We start from the raw sequence: 21,142 nt of genomic DNA, 5'->3' as shown, positions 1-21,142 counted from the left end.
CGATGGTTGGCTACATATTCTGGTAATGCCGGCCAGCGGCCGGCTCTACCGTGATGCACAGGCGATGATTGGCTACATGTTCTGGTAGTGCCGGCCGCTGGCCGGCAACCAATGAGTACTGGGCAGCCGGCCAGCGGCCGGCTCTACCGGTCCAGGATTCGTGCAGTCCAGTGGTACCGATCAATACAGCTCACAGTGCGTGCGGCCTTCACCGCGCAGCGCGTCCCAGCGTCCCTCGCCGCCGATGGCATCGATGGCCTCGCGCACCGCGCTTTCCAGATGGCGCTTGTTGCCGCACAGGTACAGGTGCCCGCCGCGGGCCAGGACGTCGCGCACTTCGCTGGCGCGCTGCTGCAGCACATGCTGCACATAGATCTTTTCAGCGCCATCGCGCGAGAACGCGGTATGCAGGCCGGCCAGCACGCCACGCGCGTGCCAGTCCTGCAGCTGGTCGCGATACAGGTAATCGTGCTGGCGGTGCTTCTCGCCAAACACCAGGTGCACCTCGCGTTCGCAGCCGTTGGCCTGCAGCTCCTGCATCAGGCCCATCAGCGGTGCGATGCCGGTGCCGGTGCCGACCAGCAGCAGCGGCGCCTGGCCGGTATCGGGCAGGTGGAAGCCAGGGTTGGAGCGGCAGTACACACGGGCGTGCTCGCCGCCATGCAGCAGGCTGCCGGTGGCGGTGCCGAAGCGCTCGCGGCCGCGCAGGGGGTAGCGCACTTCGCGCACGCACAGGCTCAGCTGGTCGTCGCACGGGTGTGAGGCGATCGAATAGGCGCGCGGCAGCCGCGGTGAAAGCAGTTCGCGCAGCCGGGCCAGCGGCACGCTGTCCGGCGTGGCGTGGTCCTGCAGCACGTCCAGCAGGTCCAGGCCGTGCAGGTAGGCTTCCAGCTCGCGCTTCTGGCTGACCTTCAACAGGCCCTTCAGTACCTCGCTGCCGCCGAGCTTGGCCAGTTCGCGCAGCACGCCCTTGCTCAGCAGGCGCAGCTCGCGGTCGTGCAGGGCGGCCACGGCGGCGGTGTCGCCGTACCAGGTAGCCAATGCCTGCAGCAAGGCAGGGTCGTTCTCGGGTACCACGTGCAGGGTGTCCCCCGCGCGGTAGGCCATGCCACTGCCGGCAATGTCCAGTTGCAGGTGCCAGGCGGCCGGGTCGCTGCTGTTCAAGCGGCGGCGTTCGAGGATAGGAGCGGCAAACGCATTGTCTTCGCCATAGGCGGTGACCTGCAGGTGCAGGTGCTGGCCAGCGCTGAGGTCGCCATCCAACACCTGGCCGAGCACCGGCTGCCATTGCTGGAAGAACTGCTCGTAGCCCAGGTCGGCGTCCACCCGATGCAGCAGCGGCTGCGCCTGGCGCTCGCTCAGCGCGGCATCCAGCGCCTTGGTGAAGCCGCAGAAGCTCGGGTAGCCGGTATCACCGAGCCCGAACACTGCATAGCGCAGGCCGCTCAGCGTCGGGATCCGGCGCAGCGTTTCGAAGAACTGCTCGCCATTGGCTGGCGGCTCGCCGTCACCGAAGGAACTGGAGATCGCCAGCAGCACATCGCCTTGGCCGAGACTGGCTACGTCGATGTCGTTGAACGGGAGCACCTGCGGCCCATGCGGCTGCAGCTCCGCGCCCAGGCGCTGGGCCAGGGCGCGGGCGTTGCCCGACTCGGACGCGAAACCCACCAGCAGACGGCTGAAGGGCGTACTGGTCGGGAGAGCGTTCACGCGGCCTCGTAGAAGTCGTCGAACTTTTCCTTGCTGAACTCGACCAGGTCATAGTTCTGCATCAGGTCGTTCACCACGCGGCGGATGCTGATGTACGAAGTGATGTTGCCATCGGCGTCGAACAGCGGCTGCACGGTGGTGTCGACCACGTAGAGCACGCCGCCTTTGCCAAGGTTGGGCACGATGCCGGTCCAGGTTTTGCCGGCCTTGATCGTGTCCCACATGTCCTTGTAGACGGCCTTGGGCACGTCCGGGTGGCGCACGATGCTGTGCGGCTGGCCGATCAGTTCCTCGCGGGCGAAGCCGGTGAGCGTGCAGAACAGGTCATTGGCGTAGGTGATGTTGCCCTGCAGGTCGGTGGTGGAGATCACCATGACGTTCTGCATGGCGTTCAGCAGCTGGGCGTTGTCGGGGGTGTAGCTCATCGCAGGGTCCTTGTGGATGCCGGCCGCGCCGGCGTGTTCGGGTCCTGCATAGGAATACGCCCGCGCGGCGGCGGGCGGTTTGACATTGGTCAAGCGCGTAGCGCGAAGGCCTGCGACCGGGTGTCGCAGGGTGAGTCTCTTAAAGACCAATCCAGCTCGGCTCAGGCGGCACGTGGGATTGCCAACAGCCGGGCATGGGCTCGGCCCCATCGCAGGAGACACGGGCAGGAGGCGGGCGCATGTCATGTGTACTGAGCTCATGACGTGTTGTCACAAAGAAATCGCCATGGCTTCACGGTTGATTGATCGCATGCAGGGCTATTGTCGTCCTGAGCCTCTCGCTGACGTCCCCCACGTCCTGCGTCGACTTCCTTCCCACCATCAGCGCCCGTCCGGGCGCCGCTGGCGTCCGTCTGCCTGAAATACCCGAGAGACCCTCCCATGGCCCGCGCTGTCCAGTCCGCTTCATCTGTTGTGACCTCTCCCGGTTCGCTCGTGCCGATCGGCACCCGGCGTGGCCACTCGCAGCCACTGCAGCTGCCGGAGCTGGTACAGCGTGTGTTGTTCGTCGCGACCGAGATGGCCGACTTCATCAAGGCCGGGGGCCTGGGCGACGTGGCCGCAGCCCTGCCGCGTGCGGTACGCGGCGCCTGTGATTCGCGCGTGCTGCTGCCCGGCTACCCGGAGGTACTGCAGCGCCTGCCACAGCTGCAGCGGGTGGGACAGGTCAGCGCGAGGGCGGGCCTGCCTGCGTGCGGGATCGGCATGGCAGTGCAGGCAGACGGCCTTCCGATCTACGTGCTGCTCTCGCCAGAACTGTACGAGCGCGAAGGTTCGCCATACGTCGATGGGCAGGGCCAGGAGTGGAAGGACAACGCGGTTCGCTTCGCCACGCTCTCACACGCGGCGGCGGAGATTGCGGCCGGGCGTGCCGGGCTGGACTGGTCGCCGCAGCTGCTGCACCTGAATGACTGGCCTGTGGCCATGGCCGCAGCCTACGTGCGTTGGGACCGGACCACCGTGCCGACCCTGCTGACCATCCACAACCTGGCTTACCAGGGGCTGTTTCCGTATGCGCTTGCACCTGTGCTGGGCGTGCCGGTCGAACACCTGGATGAACTGCACTTCCATGGGCAGATGTCGTTCCTGCAGGGTGGCATCACCAATGCCACGCGGCTGAACACGGTCAGCCTGCGCTACGCGCAGCAGATCACCGCCCCGGATGACGGCTGCGGGCTGCATGACCTGTTGGCGCGCCGGGCGGCCGGCGGACACCTGAGTGGCATCGTCAACGGCATCGACGCCAGTTGGGATCCACGCCGCGACATCCACCTCAAGGCCCATTTCGGCATCGGCGAATGGACCGGGCGCGCCACCAATGCGCACGCGGTGCGCAGTGCATTCGGCCTGGCGCCCTCGGCCGGCCCGCTGTTCGCGGTGGTCTCCCGCCTGGTGCACCAGAAAGGCCTGGACATCACATGCGACGTGGCGCCGCAGATCGTGGCGGCCGGCGGCCAGCTGGTCATCATCGGTGGCGGCGAGCCGCAGGTGGAAGCGCAGGTGCAGGCGCTGGCCCGGCGCTACCCCGGACGGGTGGGCGCATTCATCGGCTTCGAAGAGGCGCTGGCCCGCCAGATGTTTGCCGGCGCCGACTTCCTGCTGATGCCTTCGCGTTTCGAACCCTGTGGGTTGAGCCAGATGTACGCGCAGCGCTTCGGCTGCCTGCCCATCGCACACGCGACCGGCGGGCTGGTCGATACCGTCGAGGATGGCGTGACCGGATTCCTGTTCCACGGCGCCAATGCCGATGGCCTGCGCCGCTGCGTGGAACGGGCGATGCGCACCTTCCGCCTGCCCGGCCTGCTGCAGGCCATGCGCCGCGCCGCCATGCTGCGGCCGGGTGGCTGGGACGCGGCCGGACGCGCGTATCTGGCCCTGTACCAGCAGACCTGCCAGGTGGCCGCATGAGCCACGACAGCCTGCAGCCGGTCGCCCTCGAGGACGACTCCATGGCAACTGCCGGACGGGAGGAGGGCGTGGTGGCTCCGGTCCTGGACGACCTGGTTCATGCACGGCCGGCCGATGCGTTTGCCTGGCTCGGGCCGCACCAACAGCCCGATGGCCAGCGCCAGCTGCGCGTTCTGGTGCCCCACGCGCGTCGCGTGGAGGTGATTGCGGGCCCGGAGCGGCGCTGGGATCTGCAACCGGGCCCCTTGCCCGGCCTGTTCGAAGGTGCAGCGGGTGAAGCGCCCGTGCCGCTGCTCGCCCTGCATTTCGAGCAGGGTGTGGAGCAGGTGCACGATGCCTATTCCTTCGGTCCGCTGCTGGATGAGGCGCTGCTGCAGCATTTCCATGCCGGTGATGCTGATGCAGCGCGGCAGTTGGGCGCGGTAGCGATGCAGGTACAGGGTATCGACGGCGTGCGCTTCGCGGTGTGGGCCCCCAACGCACGAAGGGTTGCCGTGGTCGGCGATTTCAACGGGTGGGATGGCCGGCGCCATCCGATGCGGCTGCGCCACACCGCTGGCGTGTGGGAGCTGTTCCTGCCTGGCGTGCAGGCCGGTGCCCGTTACAAGTTCCGCATTGTCGGCGCCGACGGCCGGGTGATGCCTGACAAGTTCGATCCGATGGCGCGCTGGGCCGAGCTGCCACCGGCGACCGCATCGCGGGTGCCTTCGGCTGTGCCGATGCAGTGGCACGATGACGCATGGTTGGCGGCCCGCCGCCAGGCCGGAACCCGCGCACCACTGTCGATCTACGAAGTGCATGCGGCCTCCTGGCAGCGCAGCGACGATGGTTCGCCGCTGGACTGGGATGCCTTGGCCGACCGGTTGATTCCGTACGTGGCAGGGCTTGGTTTCACCCACATCGAGCTGCTGCCGGTCAGCGAGCATCCCTTTGGCGGTTCCTGGGGCTATCAGCCACTGGGGATCTACGCGCCAACGGCGCGCCATGGCACGCCACAGGCGTTCGCGCGCTTCGTGGACCGCTGCCATCAGGCCGGCATCGGGGTGATCGTGGACTGGGTGAGCGCGCACTTCCCCAACGACGCGCATGGCCTGGCCGGGTTCGATGGGACCGCGCTGTACGAGCATGCCGACCCGCGTGAAGGGGTGCACGCCGACTGGGACACGCTGATCTACAACTATGGCCGCAACGAAGTGGCCGCCTACCTGATCGGCAGTGCATTGGAGTGGGTGGAGCGGTTCCACATCGACGGTCTGCGCGTGGATGCCGTGGCGTCCATGCTGTACCGGGATTACAGCCGTGCCGAGGGCCAGTGGATACCCAACGAGCAGGGCGGGCGCGAGAACCTGCAGGCGGTCGCGTTCCTGCGGCGGATGAACCAGACGCTGCGCGAGCGCTTTCCGGACGTGCTGGTGATCGCCGAGGAATCCACTGCATGGCCGGGGGTGACCGCGCCGGTGGAGCAGGGCGGGCTTGGTTTCACCCACAAATGGAACATGGGCTGGATGCACGACACCCTGCAGTACCTGGGGCGCGATCCGGTTCATCGCCAGCATCACCATAGTGAGATCAGCTTCGGCTTGGTCTACGCCTTCTCCGAACGGTTCGTGCTTCCGCTTTCGCATGACGAGGTGGTGCACGGCAAGGGAGCGCTGCTGGCCAAGATGGCGGGTGAGCCGGTGCAGCGGCTGGCCCAGCTCCGCGCGTACTACGGTTTCATGTGGGCGCACCCGGGCAGCAAACTGCTGTTCATGGGCGGCGAGTTCGGCCAGGGACAGGAGTGGTCGCACGATGCGGCACTGGACTGGGTACAGGCGGCCAGCAACGAGGGCCAGGGCCTGTCGCGCCTGGTGGGCGACCTCAATGCCGTGCTCCGCGCCGAACCTGCGTTGCACCGCGACGAACGCGACGAACGCGGTTTCGACTGGAGCGTGGCCGACGACAGCCGCAACAGCGTCTACGCCTTCATCCGCCGGGATCCGGCCGGTAGCGGCCGCACCCTTCTGGTAGTGAGCAACTTCACTCCGGTACGTCGCGACGGCTACCGGGTCGGCGTGCCGCAACCGGGGTGTTGGACCGAACGGCTCAACACCGACAGCGGTTACTACGGTGGCGGCAACGCGGGAAACCTCGGCGCAGTGCATACCGAGCCGCGGCCGATGCATGGTCACGCGCAGTCGCTGCGGCTGACCCTGCCGCCGCTGTCCACGCTGTATCTGCAGGTTGATGCATGACCGCAGTGGCGCCGCGCCTGGGCGCATGGCCGGTGGCCGGTGAAGGTGTCGAGTTCCGCGTGTGGGCACCGGACGCAGGCACCGTGGCGCTGTGCCTGCAGGGCGTGCTGCGGCCGATGCACCGCGACCCGGACGGCTGCCACTGGCTGCGGACACAGGCGTCGCATGGTGACCGCTACCGGTTCCGCCTGCCGTCCGGCCAGGACGTGCCCGACCCGGCCTCGCGCTGGCAACCGGACGGCGTCAATGGTGACAGCGCGGTGGTGCTTGGCACGGATGGAGCACATCCCACGTGGCAGGGGCATGCCTGGCAGGACCTGGTGATCTATGAAGTGCACATCGAGGCCGGCGGCGGGTTCGCGGCGTTGACCGCGCAGCTGCCGATGCTGGCGGCCTTGGGCATCACCGCCATTGAACTGATGCCGGTCGCGCAGTTTCCCGGTGGCCGCAACTGGGGCTACGACGGCGTGTTCCCGTATGCACCCGCGCTGGCCTATGGCGGTCCGTCCGCGCTGAAGGCCTTTGTCGACGCGGCGCACGATGCAGGGCTCTCGGTGCTGCTGGATGTGGTCTACAACCACTTCGGGCCGCAGGGGAACCGTCTGCGCGACTACGCGTGCGGGTTCTTCCGTGACGATCGCAGCACGCCGTGGGGCGAGGCCATCGACTTCCGCCAGCCCTGGGTGCGGCGCTTCTTCATCGACAATGCGCTGATGTGGCTGCGCGACTATGGCGTCGACGGACTGCGCCTGGATGCTGTGCACGCCATTGACGATGACCGGTTCCTGCAGCAGCTGGCCGATGAGGTACGCGCTGCGGTGCCGCAGGCGCACCTGGTGCTGGAGAACGAACGCAACCAGGCGCGTTGGCTGCGCGGCGCCTATCAGGGGCAGTGGAACGACGACTTCCACAACGCGCTGCATGTGATGCTGACCGGCGAGCAGGAAGGCTATTACGCGGCCTATGCCGGGCGCGCCGAAGCACTCCTGGCGCGCTGCCTGGCCGAGGGATTCGCCTGGCAGGGCGAACCGGACCTGCGCGGCGATCCCCGCGGCGAACCCAGCGCCGACCTGTCGCCCGCGCGTTTTGTGGTATTCGCGCAGAACCATGACCAGGTGGGCAACCGCGCTTTCGGCGAGCGCCTGTCGATGCTGACCGATCCTGCGCCGCTGCGCGCGGCGCTGGCCCTGACCCTGCTGACGCCGATGATCCCGCTGCTGTTCATGGGCGAACCGTGGCAGGCGCAATCGCCCTTCCTGTTCTTCACCGACTATGCGCCGCCGCTGGACGAGGCGGTGCGTGAAGGGCGTCGCCGTGAGTTCTCCGGTTTCAGTGCCTTTGCCGACGCCGCCGCGCGCGCGCGTATTCCGGACCCGAACGATGCGGCGACCCTGCAGGCGTCGTACACGCCGCCCGGCGATGATCCCTGGTCGCAGCACTGGCTGCGCTGCACGGGTGAGTTCCTCGGCCTGCGCAGGCGCTATCTGCAGCCTGGCCTGCTGCAGGCGCGGTCGCTGGGCGCGCGCGTGCTGGGCCAGGGCGCGGTGCAGGCGGGCTGGCAGTTGCCATCGGGCCAGTGGTGGATCGCGATCAACGTGGGTCCGTCGCCGGTGGCCCACGCGATGCCGGCCGGCGAGTGCGTCGTGGGGCCGGATGCGGCCGCGATGCTGCCGGCAGGCGGCGGTGCGCTTGCGCGCTGGATCGCCGCATGAATACGGATGCGGCGGTGCGGGAGGCGGCTCGCCGTGCGGGCCTGCTGGTCCGCTGGACCGACGTGGCCGGAGCAGAGCGCGAGGTTGCGCCCGACGTGCTGCGCGCCGTGCTGTCGGAGTTCGCGTGCGACGGTGCGCCGGTGGTCCACCCGTTGCTCACCGCCTGCTGTGGTCAGCTCCTGGCCATGCCTGAGGCAACGGGCGCGGCGTGCTGGGTGGACGAGCAGGGCACAGCGTTGCCTGCACGTGCGGATGCGCAAGGGCGCTGGCGGGTTCCGGATCAGCCAGGCTATTGGCAGTGGCGCCAGGGCGGGCAGCAACAGGCGGTTGCGGTGGCACCGCAGCGTGCCTGGTGGCCGCAGGGCCTGCTGCGCGGTTGGGGTCTGTCGGCGCAGGTCTACAGCCTGCGCGCGCCCGATGATGCCGGCATCGGTGACAGCGCCGGCTGTGCGCGGTGGCGCGAGCTGCTGCACCGTCACGGCGGCGATGCACTGGCGTTGAGTCCGCTGCACGCCGGCCTGCCACCGGGTCCGGGCTACAGTCCTTACTCGCCCAGCGACCGGCGCTGGCTTGACCCGCTGCAGGTGTCGCTGCCGCAGGTTTTGCCGGAGGCCGCCAGCAGCGTGTTGCGCGAGGACGAAGCACTGGCGATGGCCGTTGAAGCGGCTACCGCAGCACGCCGCATCGACTGGCCGCACTCGTCGGCAGTGAAGTGGCGCTGGCTGCGCCAAGGGCGCCAATGGCTGCGGCAGCAGGCGCCGGCACAGTACGAACAGTTGCAGACGTGGTGCGATGCGCAGGGCGAACCCCTGCTGCGGTATTGCGAGCACGCCGCTGACCGCTTCACTGGAAGCGCCGACGACCATGCGTTTGCGCAGTGGTTGGCGCGGCAAGGCTGGGCGCAGGTGCAGGCGGGACTGCGCAGCGACGGCGCGTCGATCGGACTGATCGCGGATCTGGCAGTGGGTTGTGCACCGCAGGGCGTCGAGGCCCGGACCGGCGGCGACCGTCTGCTGCAGAGCCTCGAGCTGGGCGCGCCGCCGGATGCGTTCAATCCGCTGGGCCAGGCCTGGGGTATCACCAGCTGGTCACCCTCTGCGTTGCAGCGCGAAGGGTTTGAACCGTTCATCCGCGTGTTGCGCGCCGTGATGGCGGGTCGCGGTGGATTGCGCATCGACCACATCCTGGGCCTGCAGCGGCTGTGGGTGCTGCCTCGTGGCGCAGGCGCCGGGCAGGGGGTGTACCTGCGCTATCCGTTCGATGATCTGATCAACCTGCTGGTGCTGGAATCGTGGCGCCATCGCTGCGTGCTGATCGGTGAGGACCTTGGGGTGGTTCCTCCGGGTATCCGCCAGCGACTGGCAGCCCGTGGCGTGCTGGGGCTTGAGGTGCTGCCGTTCGCCCGCAACGGTGAGCGCTTCCTGCCGGCGCCAAGGTGGCGCCGCGATGCGGTGGCCATGCCCTCCACCCATGATCTGCCGCCGCTGGCCGGCTGGCTGCGTGGGCGCGACCTGCGCTGGCGTGCACGCCTGGGTGAGCTGACCGAGCTTCCCGCGGCGCTGCACGCGCGTGCCAGCGAGGTACAGGCGCTGTCCGCAGTCGCCCTGGGCGAGGGCGCGACGCTGGAAGCGCGTGCGCTGTCACTGGTGGCGCACGCACCTTCACGGCTGGCGCTGCTCCCGCTGGAAGACGCGCTGGGCAGCCGCGCGCAGGTGAACCTGCCGGGTACCGTCAACGGTCACCCGAACTGGCGCCGACGCTTGCCGCTTGCGTGGGATCCGGACGCGGCCGACGCGCGCATTGCCCGGTTCAGCGCCACCCGACGCAAGGCGGGACGATGACCCGGTTGCGTGCCACCGCACGCCTGCAGCTGCATGCAGGCTTCAACTTCGATGCCGCTGCGGCGCAGCTGCGGTACTACGCCGCGCTGGGCGTCAGCCACCTTTACCTGTCGCCGATCAGCGCTGCGGTGCCAGGGTCCATGCATGGCTACGATGGCATCGACCCGGCCCGCATCAATCCGGAACTGGGCGGCGAAGATGCCTTCCAGCGATTGGCGACAGCGGCGCGCGCGCATGGCATGGGCCTGATCCTGGACATCGTACCCAACCATCTTGCGGCATCCCCGCAGACGCCCTGGTGGAGCGATGTGCTGCTGCACGGGTGCAGAAGTCCCCATGCCGGATGGTTCGACATTGACTGGGAGGCGCCGGGTTGCGAGGGCCGGCTCTGGCTGCCTGTGCTGGACCGGCCACTGCACGAGGCCGTGCGCGATGGCGTGTTGCGCGTAGCAGTGGACGATGAGCGGCCGATGCTGCGTCATCACGGGCTGGCATTGCCGTTGTCTCCGCGCAGCCATCCGCTGGCACCCGCGCAGTGGCCGGCATGGGCGGAACGCTGCAACCGCAGCGTCGAACGATTGCACACGCTGCTGCAGCGGCAGCACTACCGGCTGGCTTGGTGGCGCACGGCGGGCGATCAGGTGAACTACCGGCGCTTCTTCGACATCAACGAACTGGCTGCACTGCGGGTGGAGCGCGACGATGTGTTCGCGGCGGTGCATGTGCTGCCGTTGCGGCTGGTGCGTGAGGGGTGGGTTGACGGCCTGCGCATTGACCATGTGGATGGCCTGTCGTCACCCGGGCCGTACCTGCAACACCTGCGTGCGGCGCTCGACGCGGCCTGCGCGGCAGGCGGTCGCGACCCACAGGCAGTGAGCGTGCATGTGGAGAAGATACTGGCGGAGGACGAACAGCTGCCCGATGGCTGGGCCTGCGACGGCACGACGGGCTATGACTTCATGGACCAGGTTGGCGCGTGGCTGATTGATCCGGCAGCTGCACCCGCGCTCTCCCGCGCCTGGCAAGCGGCGAGTGGCGACGCGCGCAGCTTTGACGACTTGCAGCAGGATGCCCGCGGCATGCTGCTGCGCACGTCGCTTCACACCGACTTCCAGCGACTGCTGCGCAGCGCGCAGCGGGTGCTGCAGCCCCGGCTGGCCGAAGCCGATATCGGAGCCGCTGCGCTGGCCCGTGCATTGGCCGCGCTGCTGCGGCACTACCGTACCTACCGCCCCTATTCGCTGCAGGATGCAGGTGAACGGAAGGCCCTGGTGGACGCTGCCGTGGCAGCACGCGAGGCACTGGACGGTACGGCACACGCGGCACTGGATCTGCTGCTGCGGGCACTTCCCGGCGAGGCGGAGGCCGAGCGCGCGCTGCGGGTGAGATTCGGGCAATTGGCCGCGCCGTTGAATGCCAAGTCGGTGGAGGACACAGGCTTCTATCGTTACTTCAGGCTGCTGTCGCGCAACGAAGTCGGAAGTGATCCGCAGCGGCTGGGCATGGAGGGACGGGAGCTGCTGGAACACGCAGTGAGACGCCTGCAGCGCCATCCGCGGGCATTGCTTGCGCTGGCGACCCACGATCACAAGCGCGGGGCCGACAGCCGGGCGCGGCTGGCGGTTCTCAGCACCTGCACGGTCGAGTGGCGGGACGCCGTGCGGCGCTGGAGCCGGATGTCGACCCGCGCGGGCGCGCCGATGCCGTTGCCGGGTGCCGAGGCCTATGCGCTGTGGCAGGCGCTCGTGGCCGCGTGGCCGATGCACGGTAACCCGGGCGCCGACTTCGCATCGAGGATGGTGCAATGGCTGACCAAGGCGTTGCGCGAGGGCAAACGGGTCAGCAGCTGGTCCGATCCCAACGTGGCGGTGGAGGAGGCCGCCGCGCAGTGGCTGCACGCACTGCTGGATGGAGCGCCATTGCAGCCGGTGCGGGAGGCGCTGGCGACGTTCGTGGCGCGCATTGCGCCGGCCGGCGCCTGCAACGGCCTGGCACAGCTGTGCCTGCAGCACTGCCTGCCCGGCGTGCCCGACCTCTACCAGGGCGGAGAAGGCTGGGACCTGAGCCTGGTGGACCCGGACAACCGGCGTGCCGTGGACTATCCAGTGCGGCAGGCGTGGCTGCGCGATACGCGCGGTTGGCCCGCCCTGCTGGAGGACTGGCGGGACGGTGGCATCAAGGCATTTCTGCTCAGGCGCTTGCTGGAGTGCCGCCGCAGGCACCCGCAGCTGTTCCTGCACGGCCAACTGCAGGCGCTGTCCGCACCGGCCCGTTCGCCCTGGCTGGCATTCGCGCGCAGGCATCAGGCGCAGGTGCTGCTGGTGATCGTGCGGCGTGGTTCGCCCACCGCCGTGCCCGGGCCCAGCCTGCACGCAGCACACGACGTCGGCACTGGCGTGATGCTGCACGGGCTGCCGACAGGCCCCATGCGCAACCTGCTGGACGGGTGCATCGAACATTTCAAGGCAACCGAGGACGCGGCACGGCTTCTGGCTGGCAGCCCGTTGGCGGTATGGATCAACGAGGAGACGGACAGGAATGGACAGCAGGGAACGACGGCAGCGGATTGAGGCATTGGCCCACCAGATATGGGAAGCGGAAGGGCGGCCGGACGACCAGCAGCAGCGGCACTGGCACATGGCCGAGCGCCTGGTGGAAGCCGAGATTGCCGCTGCCCGCGACGAGGAGGGAACCGATGGCCAGCCGTAAGTGGACGCAGACCTCGCGGGTGCGCGAAGGCCGGCCGTTCCCGCTGGGGGCGACCTGGGACGGATTGGGTGTGAACTTCGCGCTGTACTCGCGGCACGCCACCCGGGTGGAACTCTGCCTGTTCGACGCGCGCAACCGTGAAGTCGAGCGTATCGCGCTGCCCGAGTACACCAACGAGATCTGGCACGGCTACCTGCCGGACGTGCGGCCCGGGCAACGTTACGGCTACCGGGTGCACGGCCCGTATGCCCCGGAAGAGGGCCATCGCTTCAATCCCAACAAGCTGCTGCTGGACCCCTACGCCAAGCAGATCGTCGGCGAACTGAAGTGGGCCCCACACCTGTTCGGCTACACCCTGGGTCACCGCGATGGCGATCTCAGTTTCGACCGCCGCGACAGCGCCAGTTACATGCCACGCTGTGCCGTGATCGATCCGGCTTTCAGCTGGGGCGTCGAGCGTGCACCTGCCACGCCCTGGGACCGGACCGTGATCTACGAAGCCCACGTGCGCGGACTGACCATGCAGCATCCCGACGTCCCGCAGGCCGAGCGCGGTACCTTCTCCGCGTTGCGGCACGATGCGGTGGTCGACCACCTCAGCCATCTGGGGGTGACCGCCATCGAGCTGCTGCCGGTGCATGCCTACGTGGATGACCAGCAGCTGCTCGAGCGCGGGCTGCGCAACTACTGGGGATACAACACCATCGGCTTCTTCGCGCCGCAGGCACGCTATCTGTCGCTGGGCACCGTGGCCGAGTTCAAGCAGATGGTCGCGCGCCTGCACAACGCGGGCATCGAGGTCATCCTGGACGTGGTCTACAACCACACGGCCGAAGGCAACGAGCTGGGCCCTACGCTGTCGTTCAAGGGCATCGACAACGCCAGCTACTACCGTTTGGCCGATGATCGCCGCTATTACATCAACGATACGGGTACCGGCAATACGTTCGACCTGACCAATGCCGGTGCGCTGCGCATGGTCATGGACTCCCTGCGCTACTGGGTGACCGAGATGCGGGTGGATGGGTTCCGCTTCGACCTGGCAACCATCCTCGGCCGCGAACGGCATGGCTTCGACGCCTCGGGCAGCTTCCTCGATGCGGTACGCCAGGACCCGATCCTGAGCCAGGTGAAACTGATTGCCGAGCCATGGGACATCGGCCCGGGCGGCTACCAGCTGGGCCAGTTTCCGCCGGGCTGGGCCGAGTGGAACGACCGCTTCCGCGACACGGTGCGCGCGCTGTGGCGTGGCGATGGCGGGCAGCTGGCAGAGTTTGCCACGCGCTTCACCGGCTCGGCCGACCTGTTCGAACACCACGGCAGGCGACCGTCGGCCAGCATCAATCTGGTGACGGCGCATGATGGATTCACCCTGCACGATCTGGTCAGCTACAACGATCGCCACAACGAGGCCAACGGCGAGGACAACCGTGACGGCCACTCACACAACCTTTCCAGCAACCACGGCGTGGAGGGAGACACCGATGATGCGGCGATCCTTTCGTTGCGTGCGCGGCAGATGCGCAACCTGCTGGCCACGCTGCTGCTGGCGCAGGGGACGCCGATGCTGCTGGCAGGCGATGAGTTCGGCCATTCGCAGCAGGGCAACAACAACGCCTACTGCCAGGACAATCCACTGAGCTGGATCGACTGGGAGCGCGCAGCATTGCCGGCTGCACAGGCGCAGGTGGCGTTCGTGCGGCGGGCGCTGTCGCTGCGCCGGCGCTACGGCCTGCTGCGCCGGAACCGGTTCCTGCGCGGCGAGTACGATGAGGCGCTGGGCCTGCGCGATATCGACTGGCGGCATCCCGATGGTCGCGGCATGGAGGAAGCGGACTGGCATGACGCAGGGCTGCGTGCGCTGGCGATCGTGCTGGACGGTCGCAGCCCGGACAGTGGCCTGCGCGAGCCCGGGCGGCATGTCAGCCTGGCCCTGCTGTTGAACGCCGGGGAGCAGCCGCAGCGGTTCTGTGTGTCAGACGACGCCCTGTCGTTCCGGCGCGTACTCCTGCAGACCGACGAAACGCCGTTGGAGGCGGATGAGGAAGGCGCCTGGACGCTGCCGCCGCGCAGCCTGTGCCTGCTGGCGGCAAGCAGCAGCGCGTGATTGCACTGCTGCGCCACTACGGACCGCCGGGCATTGCCCGGCGGACCGGTAGCTACCCCATCAGATAGCGCAACACACCCGCCGAGACCACGCCGATCAGCACGGTCGGCAGCATCGACAGCCGCGTGGCGGCCAGCAGGGTGATCGCCAGCGCGGCCAGGTCGGCCGGCTTGTCGGCCACGAAGTCCGGGGCGATCACCGAGATCAGCACGCAGCCCGGCGCGGCTTCCATCACCGTCACTGCGCGTTTGCTCAGTGTGCGGTTGCGCAGCGCGAGGAAGCCGACGATGCGGGTCAGGTAGGTGGCGGCGGCCATCAGCACGATGGTCAGTACCGAGGTCCAGTGGATCAGGCCATTGAAGATCATGCTGCGTCCTCCGCCAGCAGCCAGGCTGCGGCCAGGCCGGCCAGTGCGCCGCTGGCCACGTACCACGCACCTGGCACCAGCAGGTAGGTAGCAGCGGCTACAGCCAGGCTGACCAGCCACGGTCGCGCGGCCTTCATGCCCTGCCACATGCCGCGCAGCAGCGCCAGGAATACGGCGGGGAAGGCCATGTCGAAACCATAGGCGTGGATGTCGCCCAGCATCGGGCCAACGATCGCGCCGAGCGTGGTGCAGGCCACCCAGACCGTGTACAGGCCTGCCGATACGCCCAGGTAGTAGGCCAGGCTGAAGCCAAGCGCGCGTCTGCGCGCATCGGCCACGCCCATCGCCCAGCTTTCGTCGCACATGAAGAACAGCGCCGGCAGCACCCGGCGGCGCGGCAGGTGCTGCAGCAGCGGGGCCAGGCTGGCGCCCATCAGCAGGTGACGGCTGTTGACCAGCGCGGTGATGGCCACGATCAGTGCAATGTGCGGTGGCGAGGTCCACAGTTCGACGGCGGCGAACTCCGAGCCGCCAGCGAAGTTGAGGCCGGTCATCAGCGGTACTTCCAGTGCGCTCAGGCCCTTCTGGGCCGCCTGCGCACCGAGCACCAGGGCGAACGGAATGAAGCCGATCATCACCGGCACGGCAGCGCGCAGGCCGCGCAGGAACTCGGCACGCGGCGCGGTATCGCAGGTATCGGGCAGGGGGAGGGTGGTACGGGCGTCCATCGAACGGCACAACAAGGTGGGGGTGGCCCATGCTAGCGGTCCAATCGCGAAATCGGGTTGCGTTGATACCACTTGATTCTGGATGATTGATATTTCATGCGGCCAAAAGTGAAAGGGGTGAAATTCCATGCAGTACCAGCTGGACAACCTCGATCGGCGCATCCTCGACGCCCTGCAGCGCGACGGCCGCCTGCAGAACCTGGAGCTGGCTCGCCAGGTCGGGCTGTCGCCGTCGGCCTGCCTGCGCCGGGTGCGTCTGCTGGAGGAGGGCGGCTACATCGACCGCTATGTGGCCTTGTTGAACGAGGCCAAGGTGGGCCGTGGCTTCACGGTGTTCGTGCGGGTGTGGCTGCGCGGGCAGGACGAGGACACCACCAATCATTTCATCAACAGCATCAAGTCGTTCCCGGAAGTGCTTGAATGCCATCTGATGGCCGGTGACTGCGATTTCCTGTTGCGGGTGGCGGTGGCCGACCTGGATGCCTACCGGCAGTTCCAGATGCAGCACCTGAACCGGATTGCCGGGGTGCAGAACACCAAGACCGAGATTCCGATGCAGCGGATCAAGCAGACGACCCAGCTGCCGCTTTGAGGGATGGGGTTTGCGGCCGGGTTGCACCCGGCACCCGCGGGTAGTGCCGGCCGCTGGCCGGCAACCTCAGAAGCAACAGCAACAGCAACAGCAACAGCAACAGCAACAGCAACAGCAACAGCAACAGCGGGCCTGCTGAGGGATGGCGGGGTGGGTCCGGTTGCGGGGGACGCTGCAAGTACGTCCATGTAAGCTCGGTCGCGGCTTGCTCGTGTGCGCTGTCCTGCGCACACGGCAAGACCGGGGTTGGGCGTCCTGCCCAACCCGCCCGAGGCATGCCTCGGGCCCATGCGGCTCACGCCCCCGCAACCGGACCCACCCCGCCTTCGACAGATTTCCACGATCTGCCGGAACGGCATGAGCTGCTCCTGGTGGGTGTCGACCTTGGTCGACACGTTTGGGTCGGTACGGGGTCGGATCCCGTTGCTGCGCAACGGGCTCTGACCCTGTGAGCAAATGAACAGGTCTGTTCGATTCATTGATTCCTGATGCGTGACTGGCTTTACGGAGCCTGGCTCGATGCCAGGCCGTGGGCGGCGGTCATCGCAATGACATGTGGCGCCGGTACGGTTTGAGCCCGCTTGCGGGTCGCGCGCGGGCCGGGGTTCCGGTGGTGGCGCGCGTCCACTGCAGCTGCTGTCGCTGCCGAGGGTCATGTGTTCTACGTCAGGGGGCTGAATGGACACCATGCGGTCAGAATCTGGAAGGTGGCCATCGCCGCATGGCTGCTGCTGTCCTTTGCCGCTGCCGCGCAGGACGCTGTTCATGCCTACGACATCCCTGCGCAGCCGCTGGAACAGGCGGTCGAGCGCTTCAGCGTCATCAGTGGGTGGTCAGTGATGTACCCGGGTGACCTGGCCGCCGGCCGCAGCAGCCATGCGCTGCGCGGCAGCCTGGCGCCGCTGCCTGCCTTGCAGGTGCTGTTGCAGGACTCCGGTATCGAGGCCGAGGTGATCGGCGAGCAGCGCGTGGTGCTGCGCCGGGGCGCGCCCTCGGCAGCCGAACCCGGTGTTGGCGCCGAACTTCCCGAGGCCGAGCGTCGGCGTCGCTACGGCGGCCTGCAGCAGCGGCTGCGTGCGGCGTTCTGTGACGACCCGGAGATCGCGCCCGGCCGCTATGCCGCGACGCTGCGCTTCCGCATCGACGGCGCGGGCCAGGTGAGCGAGCCCGAGCTGCTGTCAGGCAGTGGCAGCGCCCGCCGCGATGCGCGCCTGCTGCAGGCACTGCAGGGCCTGGTGCTGGCGCCCGATGCCGCTGCGCTGCCGCAGCCGGTGACGCTGCAGATCCGTCCTTCCGGCACCGACCACGACTGTGGCCGGCGCGCGCCCCTTCCATGACTTCAAGGATTCGAACATGAGCAACGGTACGGCTGGGGCAGTTGACCTGATGGACCACCTTCTGGGTGCCTACGATGAGCTGAAGCGCCGGCTGGTGCGCAAGCTGGGCTCGGAGGAGCTGGCCGGCGACGCGCTGCAGGACACGTGGATGCGCCTGAGCGCGCGGCGTGACCGCCTGGATGCCGTGCAGAACCCCGCGGCCTACCTGCTGCGCATGGCGATGAATACCGTGATCGACCGCCAACGTGCTGACCACCGCCTGCTGAGCCTGGAGGAGGTGGATACGCTGATGGACATGGCCGACCCTGCACCCGGCCCGGCGCAGGCGGCCGAACTGGACTTCGCGCTGGAAGACATGGTCGGCCTGCTGCAGCGCATGCCCGAGCGCCGTCGCCGCATCCTGCTGGCGATCCGCGTCGATGGCCTGCAGCAGCGTGACGTGGCCGATCGCCTCGGTGTGTCGCTGCGGCTGGTGCAGCGTGAGCTGAAGGCGGCCCAGGACTACCTGGCCGAGCGCAGCGGGCAGGGGCGCCAGGTGCGGTTCTGAACGGCGGCATCCGTCTACACTTTGACGCCGAGCAGAACCCCGCAGCGTGCGGGTCCGGCATGAGCCCCCATGGATCCTGACGATCGCCCGCAACGCCCGCTGGATGCCGTCGAGCGTCAGGCGCACGCGTGGGTGGTGCGGCTGACCTCGGGCGAGGCGACCGCCGCCGACGGGCGCAGGTTCCGTGCGTGGTGCGAGTCGGATCCGCGTCATCGTGAGGCGTTCGGCCGTGCGCGCCGGCAATGGGAGCAGGTACGCCTGGCCGGCGAGCAGCTGCCCGCCGCCGCGCGCCAACCGGTGGCGCCGACGCCGGCCCAGCGCTGGAGCCGGCGCGCCTTCCTGGGCGCGGCGATTGCCGCCCCGGCCAGCCTGGTGGTGGTGGCGGCAATCCGCCCGCCGCTGGGGCTGTGGCCTTCGGTGACGGCGATGACGGCTGATTTCCACACCGGCACCGGTGAACGTCTGCAGATCGCACCCTTGCCACAGCTGAAGATCGAACTGGATACGCAGAGCAGCCTGCGCCGCCGCGCCGACGCGCAGGGCGAAGGCTTCGAGCTGGTGCAGGGCCAGGCCGCGATCGAGACCCTGGCCGGCCTGCGCCTGGCGTTGTTCGCGGGCCCGGGTTGCGTGATTGCCGATGAAGGCGCGGTGCGCCTGGATGTGCGCAACACCCACGGCCAGGTACGGGTGACCTGCCTGCAGGGCAGCGCCCGCATCGAGCATCCGCAGGGCCGGCTGCAGCTGCAGGCGGGTCAGCAGACCCAGTACGACGAGCGCCTCAGTGGCGTGGTGGCCGAAGCCGTGGCTTCTGAAGTGAGCGCCTGGACCGAAGGCATGCTGGTGTTCCGCCGCGCACCGCTGCGCGAGGTGGTGGACGAGATCAACCGTTATCGTCGTGGCAAGGTTCTGTTGGGTGAATCGGCGTTGGCGCGCGCGCCGGTCAGCGGTCGCTTCCGTATTGATGATCCGGACGCGGCACTGGAGCAGCTGCGACTGACGATGTCGCTGGATCTGCGTCGCTTTCCGGGTGGCATTGCCGTCCTTGGATAGATGAAGACGCTGGCCGTGCGCGCCGCGCAGGGCTGTTGCAAGCGAGGAGAGGCCAAGGATGCGCAACGAGACCATCGGTGTGCTGGATCTGCGTCGCAATCTGTCGGCGCTGCTGGAAACCACGCAGCGACGGCCATTGATGGTGCATCGCTATGGCTCACCTTGGGTGTGCGTGGTGTCCGATGCGCAGTGGCAGCAACAGGCGGTGCTGCTGGATTTTGATCCGCAGTCGCACCCGCTGGCGATGCTGCTGCGCCTGCAGCAGCAGTCGCTTCCGCTGCCTGAAGCCGGTGCGTTGCCGCCCGCGGCGGTTGCACGCGCACTGCTGTTGATGGACGTGCATCGCATTGAGGATCTCGCACAGCTGCACGACCAGGTGCTTCACCATCGCCTCTGGCATTGGTTCGTAGCAGGCACCCATGGTGTGATGGACGGCTGGCAGCTGCCGGCGCTGCGCGTTGCGATGGCGTCATGGTTCGACGACGTGGACATGTCCAATGCGCTGGCAACATTCGCCGCGCGCAGCGACGTGGCGATACTGGCACGCCGTTGTGGAGGCGAAGCACCGCGGCTGGAACGCGAAGCCTGCAGGCAGATGACGCTGCGATGACGTTGTCGATGAAGCGCCACGCAGTGCACAGAGCTGCATTCGCGCTGTCGCTTCACCTGCCTTGCTGACGTCTTCTCCAGAGTACGACGCACCACGCGTCGTGGAGCACGGGCGGCGCCGATGGCAGACAGTCGCAGGATCAGCATGCTGGAGCTGGATCGTCACCTGAGCCAGTCACTGGAGCAGGCACGGCATGCACCATTGAACGTGCAGCGCTATGGGCGCTCGTGGGTCTGGGTGCTGTCCAGCGATGCCTGGGCGGATGCGGCGCGCTGGGCGGCACTGGATGGTAGTGCGCACCCACTGGCGGCGCTGCGAAAAGCCCTCGACCTGCAGCTGCGGCCCTGGCCCGAGGCGGCGATGAGCCCGCTACCGCTTGATGCAGGCGATGCGCGGCTGCTGCAGCGCGCGGCTCTGCTGGTGGTCGTGCGCGATCTGAACAGTGCCCAGCGCGTGTACGACGACCTGCGCTATCACCAGGCCTATCGGATGTTCATCGGCCTCGATCATGGAACGGCATGGTCGCCGATGCAGTGCGTGAGCCTGCTGCAGGCCTGCGCGCACCCGTTGCTGCGCGGCTGCATCGACGATGCGCTGGCCAGCGTGCCGCAGCACCTGTTCGAGTCCGCATGTGCCCCGGCTGCACGTATCGCGCCTGCACAGCGACCCGCGCAGCGGATTTCCAGCGGATGTTTATCGTACTGACACATGCACCGCTGACCATGGCGCAGCGGTCTCTTCCAGGATGACGAGGGCGGAACAATGGCAAGGCAGGTTCGTGTTCGCAGGGCTCGGCAGCAGGGTTTCAGCCTGATCGAGATCATGGTGGTGGTGGTGATCATCGGCATCCTCGCCGCATTGATCGTGCCGCGGTTGATGGACCGCCCCGACCAGGCGCGCGTAGTGGCGGCGCGCCAGGACATCGCCGCATTGATGCAGGCGTTGAAACTGTTCAAGCTGGACAACGGACGCTATCCCAGTGCCGAGCAGGGCCTGCAGGCACTGGTGAAGCCACCGCAGGGCGGTGGCGCGATGCCGGTCACGCCCTATCTGGATCGCCTGCCCAATGATCCATGGGGCCATCCGTACCAGTACCAGATTCCCGGAACCCATGGCGACATCGATGTGTTCTCGCTGGGCGCGGACAGCAAGCCCGGTGGCGACGCCGGGAATGCGGACATCGGTTCCTGGCAGCTGTGAGGCAG

18 protein-coding genes are annotated in these 21,142 nt (G+C 68.0%); 14 read left to right on the top strand and 4 right to left on the bottom strand.

Translation table 11 applies throughout. The features are described from left to right. Positions 1 to 180: 180 nt before the first annotated feature. Positions 181 to 1,710 (bottom strand): diflavin oxidoreductase, encoded by a 1,530-nt coding sequence (locus AC5P9N_RS03320; RefSeq protein WP_099484137.1) that lies wholly within the window; start codon positions 1,708 to 1,710, stop codon positions 181 to 183. Beyond that, positions 1,707 to 2,135 (bottom strand): PAS domain-containing protein, encoded by a 429-nt coding sequence (locus AC5P9N_RS03315; protein WP_005409905.1) that lies wholly within the window; start codon positions 2,133 to 2,135, stop codon positions 1,707 to 1,709. Before AC5P9N_RS03315 ends, AC5P9N_RS03320 begins: the two co-directional genes overlap by 4 nt. Before the next feature lie 441 nt (positions 2,136 to 2,576). Between AC5P9N_RS03315 and glgA the strand changes: the two genes are divergently transcribed. The 7 genes from glgA to glgX are packed head-to-tail and all read left to right on the top strand — an operon-like array spanning position 2,577 to position 14,706. Next, complete coding sequence (gene glgA / locus AC5P9N_RS03310; protein WP_080354138.1) at positions 2,577 to 4,103, top strand: glycogen synthase GlgA; 1,527 nt, start codon at positions 2,577 to 2,579, stop codon at positions 4,101 to 4,103. Beyond that, a complete protein-coding gene (locus AC5P9N_RS03305; RefSeq protein WP_076740087.1) occupies positions 4,100 to 6,337 on the top strand; it encodes a 1,4-alpha-glucan branching enzyme in 2,238 nt (745 codons plus the stop codon). Before glgA ends, AC5P9N_RS03305 begins: the two co-directional genes overlap by 4 nt. Next, a complete protein-coding gene (gene treZ / locus AC5P9N_RS03300) occupies positions 6,334 to 8,049 on the top strand; it encodes a malto-oligosyltrehalose trehalohydrolase (RefSeq protein ID WP_012480459.1) in 1,716 nt (571 codons plus the stop codon). The genes AC5P9N_RS03305 and treZ overlap by 4 nt, the downstream gene beginning before the upstream one ends. Continuing rightward, the gene (locus AC5P9N_RS03295; protein ID WP_099484136.1) at positions 8,046 to 9,890 is read left to right on the top strand and encodes a 4-alpha-glucanotransferase; all 1,845 of its coding nucleotides are present in this window, start codon (positions 8,046 to 8,048) and stop codon (positions 9,888 to 9,890) included. Before treZ ends, AC5P9N_RS03295 begins: the two co-directional genes overlap by 4 nt. Further along, positions 9,887 to 12,460 (top strand): malto-oligosyltrehalose synthase, encoded by a 2,574-nt coding sequence (gene treY / locus AC5P9N_RS03290; RefSeq protein ID WP_099484135.1) that lies wholly within the window; start codon positions 9,887 to 9,889, stop codon positions 12,458 to 12,460. The genes AC5P9N_RS03295 and treY overlap by 4 nt, the downstream gene beginning before the upstream one ends. Beyond that, the gene (locus tag AC5P9N_RS03285; RefSeq protein ID WP_005413658.1) at positions 12,429 to 12,599 is read left to right on the top strand and encodes a DUF2934 domain-containing protein; all 171 of its coding nucleotides are present in this window, start codon (positions 12,429 to 12,431) and stop codon (positions 12,597 to 12,599) included. The genes treY and AC5P9N_RS03285 overlap by 32 nt, the downstream gene beginning before the upstream one ends. Beyond that, the gene (glgX, locus tag AC5P9N_RS03280; RefSeq protein ID WP_099484134.1) at positions 12,586 to 14,706 is read left to right on the top strand and encodes a glycogen debranching protein GlgX; all 2,121 of its coding nucleotides are present in this window, start codon (positions 12,586 to 12,588) and stop codon (positions 14,704 to 14,706) included. The genes AC5P9N_RS03285 and glgX overlap by 14 nt, the downstream gene beginning before the upstream one ends. Positions 14,707 to 14,758: 52 nt before the next feature. Here the strand turns inward: glgX and AC5P9N_RS03275 are convergent, their stop codons facing one another. Both AC5P9N_RS03275 and AC5P9N_RS03270 read right to left on the bottom strand, forming a co-directional pair. Then, positions 14,759 to 15,073: an AzlD family protein gene (locus AC5P9N_RS03275; protein WP_005409898.1), complete on the bottom strand. Its 315-nt coding sequence runs from the start codon at positions 15,071 to 15,073 to the stop codon at positions 14,759 to 14,761. Further along, positions 15,070 to 15,801 carry an AzlC family ABC transporter permease gene (locus AC5P9N_RS03270; RefSeq protein WP_099594703.1) on the bottom strand — a complete coding sequence of 244 codons (732 nt, stop codon included), beginning with the start codon at positions 15,799 to 15,801 and terminating at the stop codon, positions 15,070 to 15,072. The genes AC5P9N_RS03275 and AC5P9N_RS03270 overlap by 4 nt, the downstream gene beginning before the upstream one ends. Positions 15,802 to 15,928: 127 nt before the next feature. On the opposite strand from AC5P9N_RS03270, the gene AC5P9N_RS03265 reads away from it, so the two are divergent. The 7 genes from AC5P9N_RS03265 (at position 15,929) to gspG (ending at position 21,137) form a co-directional block, all read left to right on the top strand. Beyond that, positions 15,929 to 16,393, top strand: a complete 465-nt coding sequence (locus AC5P9N_RS03265; RefSeq protein ID WP_005409896.1) for an Lrp/AsnC family transcriptional regulator — start codon at positions 15,929 to 15,931, stop codon at positions 16,391 to 16,393. A 656-nt stretch (positions 16,394 to 17,049) separates the two neighbouring features. Then, complete coding sequence (locus AC5P9N_RS03260; RefSeq protein ID WP_099484887.1) at positions 17,050 to 17,730, top strand: TonB C-terminal domain-containing protein; 681 nt, start codon at positions 17,050 to 17,052, stop codon at positions 17,728 to 17,730. Between the two features lie 16 nt (positions 17,731 to 17,746). Continuing rightward, complete coding sequence (locus tag AC5P9N_RS03255) at positions 17,747 to 18,277, top strand: RNA polymerase sigma factor (RefSeq protein ID WP_012480452.1); 531 nt, start codon at positions 17,747 to 17,749, stop codon at positions 18,275 to 18,277. A 69-nt stretch (positions 18,278 to 18,346) separates the two neighbouring features. After that, on the top strand, positions 18,347 to 19,327 hold the full coding sequence (locus AC5P9N_RS03250; protein ID WP_005409893.1) for a FecR family protein: 981 nt from the start codon (positions 18,347 to 18,349) through the stop codon (positions 19,325 to 19,327). A gap of 58 nt (positions 19,328 to 19,385) precedes the next feature. Then, positions 19,386 to 19,937, top strand: a complete 552-nt coding sequence (locus tag AC5P9N_RS03245; RefSeq protein WP_012480451.1) for a hypothetical protein — start codon at positions 19,386 to 19,388, stop codon at positions 19,935 to 19,937. 144 nt (positions 19,938 to 20,081) lie between these two features. After that, complete coding sequence (locus AC5P9N_RS03240; protein ID WP_224481818.1) at positions 20,082 to 20,642, top strand: hypothetical protein; 561 nt, start codon at positions 20,082 to 20,084, stop codon at positions 20,640 to 20,642. A 57-nt stretch (positions 20,643 to 20,699) separates the two neighbouring features. After that, positions 20,700 to 21,137, top strand: coding sequence for a type II secretion system major pseudopilin GspG (gene gspG, locus AC5P9N_RS03235; RefSeq protein WP_076740081.1), 438 nt, complete (start codon positions 20,700 to 20,702; stop codon positions 21,135 to 21,137). Positions 21,138 to 21,142: the final 5 nt, after the last annotated feature.

This window comes from Stenotrophomonas sp. YJH_SMC_6, from assembly GCF_059371335.1.
Note: the sequence above shows the minus strand (reverse complement) of the source record. Positions and strands in the feature narration are given on the sequence as shown.

Bases quoted from the DNA above. Each gene is read 5' to 3' on its own strand.
- gspG (WP_076740081.1), top strand. From the start codon at position 20,700: ATGGCAAGGCAGGTTCGTGTTCGCAGGGCTCGGCAGCAGGGTTTCAGC.
- AC5P9N_RS03285 (WP_005413658.1), top strand. From the start codon at position 12,429: ATGGACAGCAGGGAACGACGGCAGCGGATTGAGGCATTGGCCCACCAG.
- AC5P9N_RS03240 (WP_224481818.1), top strand. From the start codon at position 20,082: ATGCTGGAGCTGGATCGTCACCTGAGCCAGTCACTGGAGCAGGCACGG.
- treZ (WP_012480459.1), top strand. From the start codon at position 6,334: ATGACCGCAGTGGCGCCGCGCCTGGGCGCATGGCCGGTGGCCGGTGAA.
- AC5P9N_RS03245 (WP_012480451.1), top strand. From the start codon at position 19,386: ATGCGCAACGAGACCATCGGTGTGCTGGATCTGCGTCGCAATCTGTCG.
- AC5P9N_RS03255 (WP_012480452.1), top strand. From the start codon at position 17,747: ATGAGCAACGGTACGGCTGGGGCAGTTGACCTGATGGACCACCTTCTG.
- AC5P9N_RS03275 (WP_005409898.1), bottom strand. From the start codon at position 15,073: ATGATCTTCAATGGCCTGATCCACTGGACCTCGGTACTGACCATCGTG.
- glgA (WP_080354138.1), top strand. From the start codon at position 2,577: ATGGCCCGCGCTGTCCAGTCCGCTTCATCTGTTGTGACCTCTCCCGGT.
- treY (WP_099484135.1), top strand. From the start codon at position 9,887: ATGACCCGGTTGCGTGCCACCGCACGCCTGCAGCTGCATGCAGGCTTC.
- AC5P9N_RS03270 (WP_099594703.1), bottom strand. From the start codon at position 15,801: ATGGACGCCCGTACCACCCTCCCCCTGCCCGATACCTGCGATACCGCG.
- AC5P9N_RS03295 (WP_099484136.1), top strand. From the start codon at position 8,046: ATGAATACGGATGCGGCGGTGCGGGAGGCGGCTCGCCGTGCGGGCCTG.
- AC5P9N_RS03250 (WP_005409893.1), top strand. From the start codon at position 18,347: ATGGATCCTGACGATCGCCCGCAACGCCCGCTGGATGCCGTCGAGCGT.
- AC5P9N_RS03315 (WP_005409905.1), bottom strand. From the start codon at position 2,135: ATGAGCTACACCCCCGACAACGCCCAGCTGCTGAACGCCATGCAGAAC.
- AC5P9N_RS03305 (WP_076740087.1), top strand. From the start codon at position 4,100: ATGAGCCACGACAGCCTGCAGCCGGTCGCCCTCGAGGACGACTCCATG.
- AC5P9N_RS03265 (WP_005409896.1), top strand. From the start codon at position 15,929: ATGCAGTACCAGCTGGACAACCTCGATCGGCGCATCCTCGACGCCCTG.
- glgX (WP_099484134.1), top strand. From the start codon at position 12,586: ATGGCCAGCCGTAAGTGGACGCAGACCTCGCGGGTGCGCGAAGGCCGG.